The 13,656-nt window shown below is 70.4% G+C and carries 2 protein-coding genes; both read left to right on the top strand.

Annotation, left to right across the window (positions count from 1 at the left end):
- Positions 1-711 precede the first annotated feature (711 nt).
- A complete protein-coding gene (locus tag ACO057_RS17925; RefSeq protein WP_421993973.1) occupies positions 712-2,550 on the top strand; it encodes a ShlB/FhaC/HecB family hemolysin secretion/activation protein in 1,839 nt (612 codons plus the stop codon).
- A 129-nt stretch (positions 2,551-2,679) separates the two neighbouring features.
- Complete coding sequence (locus tag ACO057_RS17920; protein WP_421993971.1) at positions 2,680-13,656, top strand: beta strand repeat-containing protein; 10,977 nt, start codon at positions 2,680-2,682, stop codon at positions 13,654-13,656.

Here is a 13,656-nt window from a genome sequence, read left to right as displayed (position 1 = left end):
TTTTTCTTTGTCCAATTTAGCTGAGAAGTTCGGAGTAGCCCTCCCCTCAGCAAACATGTATCGCCGCAGCGGTGACACCTTTCGGCTTGCGGGCTCGTTCTCGGGCTCGCGCCGGTGCTGACAAAGCTGAATTGCAGCTGCGCCGACTGCGCAGTCCGGCTCTGGGTGTCGCGTCCGATAGAGTTCCGCTTCCGAGAACAAGCAAGTTAGCCAAAGAATGGCCGCATTGGGCGCAAAGCAGTCATCGCCGCATCGATCTCTCAGTGACGACGAAGTTCGCCCGCAGATGAACTCGCTATCGCGCGCGAGGTCCGGGAGTCGGGCGGTACTTTTCGTGCCGCCTTGGTGCCCCCAATCAATGGGGCGACGGTTGTGATGACAAAAAAGGAGCGCAAGGGCATGGACCGCGTCGCATCCCATCCAGAACCATTCAATAGAGCAACGACCTGGAATTACACCCACCAGGCGCTGAAGTCCTTTCCTCAACAACCTTACAATAATATGTTAAACAGAAGAGCGGTCAAAGCGGATACTATTTCGTCGAATTGTTCGCGGAGACAACACTCTTCGCCGACGTTGGTCGGCGCCGCATTGACGAGCAAACCGACTAGAGAACCAACATTTTTCACTTGCGAATCGGGGCGCATTCTCTGATCCAACCTTATGCGGAGACATAATCCGTCACTGCCGCGTCCAGTCAGGAAGATCAGGATGAGCTCTGCTTCCCATGCGGAGAATGCGCTGTGGCGCAAAAGGCTTATCGCAACAGTTGAATCGAAGCTGCGTTCGATAGCCGCCTCAATGCTCATGACTTTCGTTGCAAGCTTTACCCTCGTCTCCTCGGCATTCGGTCAGTTGCTACCCCCTCCTGGCGTCCAGGTTCCGACGCAAGAGATCCTTCGCGACACACGCCCTGTCGAACGTCCCACGCTAGCGCCATCACTGCAGGGTCCGCCGGTTCGGGCGCAGAATGTGCCAGACGAGACCCCGGTGCAGGTCGTCGACGCCAGTGTGATGGGAAGCAACACCCTTGCTCTCGAGCTATTGCGCCCTCTGACGTCGGGGATTGCTGGCAGGGCGGTCACCCCTGGCGAGATTGAGGACGTCCGTGTCGCCCTGCTGACCCGGTACCGCGAGGCTGGGTATCCCTTCATAGGCGTGACCGTCTCTCGCCTGTCCGTGCCAGGCGGATTCAAGATCGAGTTCGTTGTCCAGGAGGGCCGCATCGCGCAGGTCCGGCTGGATCGCGACGTCGGCCCGGTCGGTGCGCTGATCCTGCGCTTCCTGAATCAGGCGGTGACCACGGGCGCAACGAGCCGCGCCCGCCTCGAGCGGGCCCTGCTCCTGGCCGGCGATATCCCCGGTGTCAGCGTCCGAGGCGTCCTCCGCCCGCTCGCGGGCGGAAACGCGGGCGAGCTCGAGCTCGTCGCCCTGGTCAGCCGCACCGCGGTCAGCGGCCTGCTCACGGCGGACAATCGGGGTTTCCGACTGGTGGGGCCGGTCCAGTTCCTGCTCGTCGCCCAGGCCAATTCCTTCACCTCCTTCGGCGAGCGCACGGAGGCGGCGCTCTTCGCCACGGCCATGGGGGAGTCCGTCTTCGGCCAGGCAACCTCGGAATTCTTCGTCGGTGGCACCGGCCTGCGGGTGAGGCTCTATGCCGGCGCCGGCCAGACCAATCCGCGCGGCAGCCTGGGCGCCATCGGCTACGGCGCCTTCACTCAGACCGCGGGGCTCGGGCTCTCCTACCCGCTCATCCGGAGCCGGAGTGCCAATCTGACACTGGGCGCGCAGTTCGACGCATACGACAGCGATATCTCCACCGGAACTGGCCCCTCCATCACCGCGGTCGCGCGCGACCGGGTCCGGGCCGTCCGCCTCGGTTTGGACGGGCAGTATCTCGACAACTTCCTCCCGCTGGTCGGCTCGGCCACGAACAACGCCACTCTCCGGATCCATCGCGGGGTGGACGTCTTCGGCGCGAGCCGGGCCAGCGGTGATATCAACCCGTCCCGCCAGAACAGCGATTTCCGCTTCACGAAGTTCACGGGCGAGCTACAGCGGACGCAGGCCCTCTTTGCCATCGGTGAAAACATGCAGGTGAGCCTGCAGGCGACCGTCGCCGGCCAATGGAGCCGCGACGTCCTGCCCGCCTCGGAAAAATACTTCCTCGGCGGCAATCGCCTTGGCCGCGGCTTCTACGTCGGCGAGGTGAGCGGCGACAGCGCCATCGCCTTCTCCGCGGAAGCTCGGCTCGATGTCGGGCTGCCCGCACTCATCCTCCGGCCGGACCAGGCGAACCCGGTCGACTTGCGCCCGGCCGCCCAGTTCTACGGGTTCTACGATGCAGGACGCAGCTTCGAGAACCTTCCCACGGATACCAATCGTCGCATCGAATCATGGGGCGGCGGCGTCAGATTCAATTTCAACAGCGCAATCTTCTTGGATATCGAGGGTGTCAATCGTATCACCCGGAATGTGGATGCCGGCGGTGCGGCTGTCCGGCCTCTGCCGGCCACGGCGGGCTACTTCCGCTTGATGACCCGCTTCTGAACGCCTGCCGCCGCTTCGGAGTTTCGCGTTTTGCTATCTTCGCCCTCCCTGCGCCGCCTCCTCCTGGCAACCACTGCCCTGCTTCCGCTGGCAGCGATGAATGGCGCGAGGGCCCAGGCGCCCAACGCCATGCCGACGGGGGGACAGGTCATGGCGGGGCAGGCCACGATCAGCCGATCCGGCACGCGGACGCAGATCACCCAGGGCAGCGACCGCGCCGTGGTGGACTGGCAGGGCTTCGACGTCGGCCGCAATGCGAGCGTCAACTTCACCCAGCCCAATGCCGCTTCCTGGACGCTCAACCGGGTGAACACGCCCGACCCCTCGATGATCGCGGGGCGGATCACGGCCAATGGCGGCGTCGCCATCGTCAACCCGTCCGGCGTGGTCTTCTCGCAGGGTTCGCAGGTGAATGTGGGCTCGCTGATCGCGACCACGTCCAACATCACCAACCAGAACTTCATGGCCGGCCAGATGACCTTCGACGGGCGCGGCAACCCCGGCGCGCGTGTGGAGAACCACGGCAGCATCACGGTGGCGCAGCGAGGGCTGGCGGCGCTCGTCGCGCCGGGCGTGGCGAACCGGGGCACCATCCGTGCCCGGCTAGGCACGGCGATCCTGGCCGGCGCGGAAACCTTCCATCTCGACCTCGCCGGCGACGGGCTGGTCTCCATCGACGTCACCGAGGCGGTCCGGCAGGCGCCGGGCGGCCGTGCTGCCCTGGTGACGAACAGCGGCCTCGTCGAGGCCCATGGCGGTCAGGTCATTCTGACGGCGAATGCGGCCAGCGCGCTGGTGGAGGACGTCGTCCTCAACACGGGCCAGCTTCGCGCCAACGCCGCGGGCGATAGTGCGGGGCGCGTGACGGTGTCCGTGACCGGAGGCAATGCGAACATCGCCTCCGGCCGCGTGACGGCGCGTGGCGGCACGGTCGAGGTGACGGCGCGCGATGCCGCCGTGACGGTAGGGCCGCAGGCCAGGATCTCGGCTTCGTCGCGATCGGGCGGCGGCTCGGTGCAGCTCGGCGGCGCCGATACCGCTGCCGTGACGGTCCAGGGCCGCGTCGCCGCGCGCGGCGCCGGCGCCGCAGCCACAGGCGGGCGCGTGGCCATCCAGGCGCGCGACCGGGTGACGCTGACCTCCACGGCGCGGGTGGATGCTTCCGGCGGCGCGGGCGGCGGGACTGTCCTGGTCGGCACCACGGGCCTCGGTCGCGCCCAGGCCATGGCGCGGACAACCGAGGTGAACGCGGGGGCGACCGTCCGGGCGGATGCGGTGACGCGCGGCCAGGGCGGCACCGTGGTGGTGAACAGCGCCGATTCCACCGTGATGATGGGACAGGTCTCCGTTCGCGGCGGTGGCCTGACGGGCAACGGCGGCTTCGTCGAGATCTCCGGCCTGAACGGCCTGCGGCTTAACCTGCCGGGGGTGGACGTCCGTGCGCCGGCGGGACGCGGCGGCACGCTGCTGATCGACCCGACGGCGATCGTGATCGCGGCGGGCGGCTCCGATCCCGTGGACAACACGCCGCCGGTGGCCGGAACGGCGACCCTGGCGCCGGCCGACATCAAGACCTTCCTGGAAGGGAGCGGCAGCCTGCTCCTGCAGGCGACCCAGAGCATCACGGTCAACGACGCGGTGACTGCCTCCTCGGCCGCGCGCACGCTGACGCTGGAGACCACCACGGGGGGCGGCACCGGCATCACCTTCAACGCGGCCTTGAACCTCACGGGCATCGGTCTCGTGCTGAATTCGGGCTCGAGCATCACTTCCGCCGCGGCCGGCACCATCTCCGCCGCCGGCATCACGATGACAGCGCCGGGCACGGTCACCCTGGCGGGCGCGGCGAATGCCGGCACCGGCGCGCTGGTGATCAATGCCGACGGCGCGATTTCGGGAACGGGGGCGCTGTCTGCGGCCTCGCTGACAGTGCGGGGCGCGGCTGGCGGCACCACGCGCGCCGCCAGCCTGGACCTGACCGGCGGCAACGCCATCGCCTCGTTGGATGCGCGGACGAGCGGAGCGCTGACCTTCCAGCAGGCCGGCGCGCTCACCGTCACGCAGGCGGATGCCGGCGCCGCAGCGGTCTCGCTGGGCTCGGATGGGGCCATCACCGGCGGTGTCGTCGTCGGCGCCTCGCTGACAGTGCGCGGCGCGGCCGGCGGCACCACGCGAGCCGCCAGCCTGGAGCTGATGACGGGCAACGCCATCACTTCCCTGGATGCGCTGACGAGCGGAGCGCTGACCTTCCGCCAGATCGGGGCGCTGACGGTCGCGCAGGCGGATGCCGGCGCCGCGACGGTTTCGCTGGGCTCGGACGGGGCCATCACTGGCGGTGGCGTCCTCGGTTCCTTGCTGACGGTGCGCGGCTCGGCTGGCGGGACGACGCGAGGCGCCAGCCTGGAGCTACTGACGGGCAACGCCATCACTTCCCTGGATGCGTTGACGATCGGAGCGCTGACCTTCCAGCAAGTGGGGGCGCTGACGATCACTCAGGCGGATGCGGGCGTAGCGGCGGTCACCCTGGGGTCGGACGGGGCCATCACGGGTGGTGGTGTGCTCGGCTCCTCGCTGACGGTGCGCGGCGCAGCAGGCGGCACCACGCGCGCTGCCAGCCTGGAATTGATCTCGGGCAATTCCATCACCTCCCTGGATGCGCTGACGAGCGGCGCCCTGGCCTTCCAACAGGCCGGCGCGCTGACCATCACCCAGGCAGATGCGGGTATTTCCGGGGTCACCCTCGGCTCGGACGGGGCCATCACGGGTGGCGGCGTCCTCGGCTCCTCGTTGACGGTGCGCGGTGCGGCCGGCGGCATCACGCGGGCGGCGAGCCTCGCCTTGACCACGGGCAACGCCATCACCTCGCTGGATGCGCTGACGAGCGGCGCGCTGACCTTCCAGCAGGCCGGTGCGCTGACCGTCACGCAGGCGGATGCCGGCGCCACCGCCGTCTATCTCGGCTCGGACGGGGCTATCACAGGTGGCGGTGCCCTTGGCTCCTCGCTGACAGTGCGCGGCGCGGCGGCCGGGACGACGCGCGCCGCCAGCTTGGAGCTGCTGACGGGCAATACCATCACTTCCCTCGATGCGCTGACCACTGGCGCACTGACCTTCCAGCAGGCGGGTACGCTGACCATCACCCAGGCGGATGCGGGCGCTTCCGCGATCACGCTGGGCTCAGATGGCGCCATCACCGGCGGCGGCGTCCTCGGTTCCTCGCTCACGGTGCGCGGCGCGGCGGGCGGGACGACGCGCGCCGCCAGCCTGGAGCTGCTGGCGGGCAACACCATCACTTCCCTGGATGCGCTGACGAGCGGAACGCTGACCTTCCGCCAGGTCGGGGCACTGACGGTTATGCAGGCGAGTGCGGGGGCCTCGGCGATCACGCTGGGTTCCGATGGCGCCATCACGGGCGGTACGGTCGCCGGCTCTTCGCTGACGGTGCGTGGTTCCACCGGCGGCGCCACGCGGGCGGCCAGCCTCGCTTTGACCGCGGGCAATGCGATCGCCTCGCTGGATGCCCGGACGAGCGGCGCCCTGACCTTCCAGCAGGCGGGCGCGCTGACCGTCACCCAGGCGGATGCGGGCGTGGCCGCCGTCATCCTAGGCTCGGACGGCGCGATCACCGGCGGTGGCGTGGTGGGCGCATCGCTGACGGCGGGCGGCTTCACGGGCGCGGCAGCCCAGTCGCTGACGCTGCTGACCGGCAATGCCGTCACCGGCGCGCTGGATATCCGGACGGCCGGCGACATCGCCTTCGGCCAGGTCGGCGCCCTGCAGCTGGCGCGGGCCGATGCGGGAACGGGGACCATCACCCTGCGTTCCGATGGCGCCGTCAGCGGGTCCAACCTCCTCGGCTCCGGCCTGACGGTGGAGGGCTTCAGCGGCGAGCGATCCGGGGGCGTCGACCTCTCGACGGGCAATTCGGTCACCGGCGCCGTCAGCCTCCGCGCCGGCGGCAACCTGACCTTCGCGCAGTCTGGCGATATCCTGCTCACCCGGGCCGACGCGGGAACCGACGCGGTCACCCTGCGCTCGAATGGCAGCGTGACGGGCACGGGCGTCGTCGGCGCCTCGCTCACCGTGGCGGGCACCACCAATACGGCCGCGGCAAGCGTCGATCTCGGCGGCAATGCCGTTACCGGCTCCGTCGACCTTCAGGCGAGCGGTGATATCGGCTTTGCTCAGCTCGGCGATATCAGCCTCGCGCGCGCCGCCAGCGGCGGCTTGGTCACGCTGCGCTCCGACGGGACGGTGGGCGGGAGCAACATCTCCGGAAGCGGCCTGACGGTGGAGGGATTCACCAGCACGCGGGCGGGCGGCATCAGCCTTTCGACGGGCAACGCCGTCACCGGCGCCGTCAGCCTGCAGACCGTCGGGAACCTGACCTTTGCGCAGGATGGCAATATCCTGCTCACCCGGGCCGATGCGGGAACGGGCGCGGTCACCCTGCGGTCGAATGGCAGCATGACGGGCACGAGCGTGGCCGGAGCCTCGCTTTCGGTGGCGGGCACCACCAACACGGCGGCGGCCAGCATCGATCTCAGCGGCAATGCCGTCACCGGTTCGATCGACCTCCGTGCCAGCGGCGCCATCGGCTTCGCCCAGGCCGGCGGCCTGACCCTGGCGCGCGCCGCGAGCGGGGCCGCGGTAACGATGCGCTCCGACGGCGACGTGCAGGGCTCGAACATTTCGGGCACCTTCCTCACCGTCGCGGGCGCTACCGGCGCGCGGGCGGGTGCCGTGACACTGGTGACCGGCAACGCGATCTCGGGCGCCATCGATATCCTGGCCTCCGGCTCAACAAGCTTCATCCAGTCGGGCGCATTGAGCCTGGCGCGCGTGGATGCGGGCACCGGCGCCGTGACGTTGCGCTCCGACGGCGCCATCTCCGGCACCGGCGTCGCCGGATCCTCGCTGAGCATCGCCGGCGCGAGCCTGGCGGCGACCAGCGTCGACCTGACCAGCAATGCCGTCACCGGGGCGGTCGATATCCGCGCGCTCGGCGGCATCTCCTTCTCCCAGGCGGGAAACCTGTCGGTCACGCGGGCGGCGTCGACCCTGAACGGTGCCATCACCCTCGCTTCCGATGGCGCCATCACCGGCGGTGGTGCCCTCGGCGGATCCCTCACGGTCCGGGGAGCGACGGGCGCCAGGGCCGGCAGCCTGAACCTGACCACGGGCAATGCCGTCTCGGGCACGCTGGACATCATGACCAGCGGCGCGCTGAGCTTCTATCAGGCGGCCTCGCTGCTGGTCGGCCGGGCGGATGCTGGGACTGGCGCAGTGAACCTGCGCTCAGATGGGAACATCACCGGCTCCGGCGTCGCCGGATCGTCCCTGGCCGCCCGCGGCTTTGGCGGCGGTCGGGCGGATCTCATCAACCTCTCCGGCAATGCGGTGACGGGCGACGTCAGCCTTACGGGGACCGGGTCGATCGCCTATGCCCAGGCCGGCGGATTCAACGTCGTCCGGGCCGATCCCGGCCTCCTCGGCACGGTCACCCTGCGGTCCGATGGCATCATCACCGGCGGCGGGGTGACCGCCACCACCCTGACGGTGGGCGGCTCGAGCACACTGCGCGCCGGCGGCCTGGACCTGTCCGGAAGCGGCAATGCGGTCGGCCTGCTCAGCGCCCTGACTTCCGGCGACCTGGGCTTCTCGCAGAGCGGCGCTTTGCTCGTCGCCCCCGGCAGCGGAAGCTCGGCCGGGAACGTCTCTCTCACCTCGCTGACCGGCGCGATCGGCCTCAACGCCTCGCTGGCCGCCGGCAACGGCAAGACCCTGTCGCTGACCTCCGACTCCATCACGCTCAGCGAGTCGCTGATCGCCCTGGGAGGCACGGTCCAACTGCGGCGCGCCACGCCCGGCGACATCGTCATCGGCTCCACCGGCGGCGACACCACGCTGCCGCCGGGAAGCCTGGCCACCATCGTCACCGCCGATCGCCTTATCATCACGACCACAGGCGCGATCACCGTGGCCTCGAGCATCGTGGCCCCCGTCGCGCTGGAGCTTGCGGGCTCGACGGGCGTGACGATCAATTCGGGCATCACGATCTCCAGCCTTTCGCCGGGCCTGATCGTGGATGCCAGCACCGGCAGCCTGACCAACAACGGGACGATCCGCGGCTCCGCCTTGGCGGCGGGAACGCTGCGCAATGCGGGGCGGATCGACGGCGATGCCACCTCGACCCTGCTGCTGACCAATCTCTCCGGCGCCACGATCGGCGGTTCCGCGACCTCGACGGCGGGCGCGCTGACGAATGCCGGCACCATCACCGGCAGCGCTTCCTCGGCCGGCCTCCTCACCAATTCGTCCGGCGCCAGGATCGGCGGCGACGCGGCCTCCACGGGCGGCGCCGTCTCCAATGCGGCGACGATCGTCGGCAGGGCCGATGCCGCGACGGACATCACCAACAGCGGCAGCATCGGCGGCACCGCGATCGCGGGCGAGGCCCTCACCAATCAGCTCGGCGCCTCGATCGGCGGCAGCGCGACGACGACCGCGGGCGCCCTGGCGAACTTCGGCACCATCACCGGCGGCGCGACGGCAGGGACGACGCTGACCAATTCCAACCGGATCGGCCTGGCCGCGCTGGCAGGCGGCCTGCTGACGAATTCCGGCCGCGTCCTCGGCAACGCCACCTCGACCGGCGGCGGTCTGACCAATTCCGGAACCATCGACGGCGCGGCGCTCGCGGCCGGCGCGCTGCAGAATTCCGGCGGCATCGGCGGGGGCGCGACCTCCTCCGGCCTGCTGACCAACCTGCTCGGCGGCACCATCACCGGCGACGCCTCCTCCACGGCGGGCGCGCTGCAGAACGGCGGGCGGATCACCGGCGCGGCGACATCCGGCGGAGACTTGACCAATGGCGGCACCATCGGCGGCGCGGCCACCTCCAGCGCGGCCCTGACCAATACCGGCGGGATCGGCGCCGAGGCCCGCGCCGTCGGCGACCTCGCCAACCGTGCCGGCGCCACCATCGGCGGGCCCGCGATCTCGTCCACGGGCGCCGTCGACAATGCGGGCCGGATCACCGGCGCGGTGACGGCGGCGACGACCCTGGACAATGGCGGCTTCATCGGCGACGGCGCCATCGCGACCGGGCAGCTCACCAACCGGACCCTGGCGACGATCACGGGCGGCGCGACCTCGTTGGCTTCCGCCATCGTCAACGACGGCGGCATCGGCGGGGCGGCCCTGGCCGCGACGACCCTCACCAGCTCCGGCAGCATCGGGCTGACGGCCGAGGCCGCGGGTCTGCTGACCAATTCCGGCTCCATCGGCGGCACGGCGACCTCGACGGGCGCGGGCCTGGTGAACACCGGCACCATCGACGGCATCGCGACGGCGCTGACGAGCCTGACCAATTCCGGCCGCATCGGCGGCGATGCCCTGGCGGGCGGCCTGCTGACCAACCAGATCGGCGGGGATATTCGGGGCGAGGCCGTTTCGAGCGGCGGCTCGATCGACAATTCCGCTGGCATCCGGGGGCTGGCCTCGGCGGCGACGACGCTGTCCAACACCGGCAGCATCGGCGGCGACGCGACGGCGGGCGGGCTCCTGACCAATGGCGCGGGCGCGATCATCACCGGTCTGGCCCGATCCACGACCGACGCGATCGGTAACTCCGGCAGCATCGGCCTTTCCGCGACCGCGGCGACCGCCCTCACGAACACCGGCAGCATTGGGGGCGATGCCCTGGCGGGCGCGCTGCTGACGAATGGACCGGCCGCGATCATCACCGGCCTGGCCCGATCCACCGGCGGCGCCATCGAAAATTCGGGACGAATCGGCCTTTCCGCCACCGCGGCGACCACCCTCACGAACAGCGACCGCATCGGCGGCGACGCGCTGGCTGCGGGGCTGCTGACCAACACCACGGCCGGCACCATCCTGGGGCTGGTCAGCTCCACCGGCGGCGCCATCTCGAATGAGGGCAGCATCGGCCTAACCGCGAGCGCCGCGACGACACTCACCAATTCCGGTCGCATCGGCGGCGATGCCCTGGCGGGCGGGCTCCTCACCAATGCCGCGGGCGCGGTCATCACGGGGATCGCGCGCTCCACGGGCGGTGCCATCGGCAATGCGGGTACCATCGGCCTTTCCGCCACGGCGGCGGCGACGCTCACGAACACCGGCAGCATCGGCGGCGATGCCCTGGCGGCGAGGCTCCTGACCAATGGCCCGGGCGCGAGCATCACAGGGCTGGCCACCTCCACGGGCGAGGCCATCTCGAATACGGGCAGTATCGGCCGCACCGCCACGGCGGCGGCGGCACTCACGAACACCGGCAGCATCGGCGGCGATGCCCTGGCAGGCGGGCTCCTGACGAACGGCCCGGCCGCGACCATCACAGGCCTGGCGCGCTCGACGGGCGATGCCATCGTGAATTCCGGCGGCATCGGCCTGACCGCGACGGCGGCGACGACGCTCACCAATTCTGGCCGCATCGGCGGCAATGCAACGGCGGCCGGGCTGCTGCAAAATTTGGCCGGCGGTGTGATCGGCGGCAGCGCCGTCTCCACCGCCGCTTCGCTCGGCAATGGCGGGCGGATCGGCGCCGGGGCCCAGGCTCAGCTCGACCTGTCCAATCAAGCCGGCGGCGCGATCCTAGGAAGCGCCGCCTCCCTCGCCGGCGCTCTGGCCAATGCCGGCGCCATCGGCGGGAGTGCGACGGCCTCGGGGACGCTGACCAATTCGGGCAGCATCGGGCTGGCCGCGCTCTCCGGCGGCACGCTCACGAATTCGGGGACCATCGGCCTTGCGGCCACCGCGATGGGCGGCGCCCTGACCAATACGGGCAGCATCGGCCTCACGGCGACCGCGGCCGGGCCGATCACGAATGCCGGCGGCATCGGCGCCGATGCGATGTCGGGCGCGAGTATCCTGAATTCCGGTCGCATCGGCGGGACGGTGACGGCCGAGGGCAGCGTGTCGAACCTGGCGGGAGCCGTCATTAATGGCGGCGCCATCCTGGCGCGGACCGGTAGCTTCACGAGCCAGGGGCGGATCGATACGGCAGGCGCGCTCCTGATCACCGCGGCGCGCGACATCCTTCTGAACGGTCCCACCCTCGCCGGGGGGACGATGACGCTCAACACCAGCGGCGCCATCCAGGGCACCGGCTCCCTGGCGGCGAGCTCCCTGAGCGTCCGGGGTACCGGGGGCGGAGGCAGCCGGGCCACGAGCCTCGACCTCAGCGCGGCGGGCAGCCAGGTGGGGGCGATCGACATCCTCGTGGACGGGCCGCTCCGCTTCGGACAGGGGCTCGGCTTCCACATCATCACGGCCGACGCCGGCAGCGGCCCCGTCTCCTTCAACACGGATGGCGCCATCGTCGGGACGGGCAGCGTCATCGGCCGCGGGTTGACGGTGGCGGGCTTCTCCGGCCCGGCGGCGCTGTCGCTTGAGCTCACGCAGGCGGCCAATACGGTGGGCGAGCTTGATGCCCAGCTCCTGGGATCCCTGACCTTCCGGGATACCGGTCCGCTGCTTCTGCGCCGGGCCACGAGCGCGACGGAGGCGGTGTCGATCACCGCCGGCGGCGACCTGACCGTGCTCGGCCCGGTCGTGGCCGGCAGTGACCTGGCGTTGCGTTCCCAGGGGGGGTCGATTCTCGCGCAGGCCGGCTCGAATCTAGGGGCCGGACGAGATGCGACGCTGGATGCGCCCGTGGACGTGATCCTGTCCGGCAGCGGCCTCTCCGTGGCGCGGACGCTCTATGTCACGGCGGGCCGGGATGCCCTGAAGACCGACAGCTCTATCTCGACCGGCAATCTGGGCGACGCCGGCCGGGGCGTCTCGGCCGGCCGCGACTTCCTCTGGAGCAGCGGAAGTCTGGCCGCCGCAAACATCTATGACGTCCAGGCAGGCGGGGCGCTCGGTCTGAACGTGACGACCGGCTCCGTCGCCCTGCGCGGCCGGATCCAGGCCTCGGGCGATCTCGGCATCCGGGTCGCGGCGGGCTCCCTGGACCTGGCGGCGGTCTCGATGACGGCGGGCGGCAACCTGCTGCTCTCCGCCACCCAGGGCGTGTCCGCGCTGGCCAGCACCCTGTCTGCGGGCGGGACGGCCGGCGTGACGGCCGCCGCCGGCAATGTCGCCTTCGCCGGCTCGACGCTGCGCTCCAACGGGGCGCTGAGCATCCGTTCTGCCAGAAGCTTCTCGGCCTCCGACGGCAGCTTCTCGACCTCCGATGCGCTGACCGTCGAGGCGGGCGGGTCCGGCCGCATCCAGCGGGTCACGATGAGCGCGAGCACCGCGCTGGCCGGCGGCGTTTCCGCCTTCCGGCCGCTGCGGATCTCGGTGGGAGGGGCGCTCGACTACACGCAGAACCAGATCACCGGAGATCGTATCGAGCTGGTCTCCGGCGGGCACCTGACGACCGCGGGCAGCGTCTTCCGTGCCGGCACCGGCCTGCTGCTCTCGGCCCGCGGCGGCATCGGCGATGCGGGCGAGGCGGCGACGCAGGTGCAGGCGCTCTCGGCCGACCGGCTGCCGCTCGTCATCCTGGACACACGCTCCGGCATCTTCCTGAGCCGCCTGCCGGATCTCCTGACCCCCGCCACGGCCGACAGTCCCGCGCGCAACTTCGACGACCAGCCCTGGCAGCTGGTCGGCGCGCGGCGCGGGGAACTGTTCTTCGGCATCGACGACGGCGCGCCGGCCGCGCCCTCGAACGCCGCAGCGGGGAACGTCGCCCTCAACCTGACGGCCCCGGGCGAGCCGGTCTTCCTTCTGCTCAACGGTGGCACTGCCACCGGCCGGCTGGAGGCGGGCCGCCTCGGGATCTTCGGCGTGCCGGGAGACCAGCTGCCCAGTGGCCGCGCGGTAGACCTCACCGGCACGCTCAACGATTTCGACGGCGTAAGTGCCGCCCGCTTCGGCGGCGTCAGCGCCTTGGCCCTGGGCGTGCCGCCGACCGGCGCGCAGTTCTATCGCTTCAACAACTGCACGCTGACCAGCGTGAACTGCGTGACGCCCGTGATCTTCCGGATCCCCATCATCCCCGTGGTCAACAACGTGGTCCTGAACAACGAACTCGGCACCGTGGACGACCCGGACGTGATGCTGACCAACGTCGCCGATCAGGACTACTGA

It is taken from the genome of Roseococcus sp. (assembly GCF_965227005.1).
In the GTDB taxonomy this organism is placed as follows: Bacteria; Pseudomonadota; Alphaproteobacteria; order Acetobacterales; family Acetobacteraceae; genus Roseococcus.
This window is presented reverse-complemented; position numbering and strand designations above follow the sequence as displayed.

What these genes read in the sequence shown, in the direction of transcription:
- ACO057_RS17925 (WP_421993973.1), top strand. Translation starts at nt 712, where the DNA reads ATGAGCTCTGCTTCCCATGCGGAGAATGCGCTGTGGCGCAAAAGGCTT.
- ACO057_RS17920 (WP_421993971.1), top strand. Translation starts at nt 2,680, where the DNA reads ATGCCGACGGGGGGACAGGTCATGGCGGGGCAGGCCACGATCAGCCGA.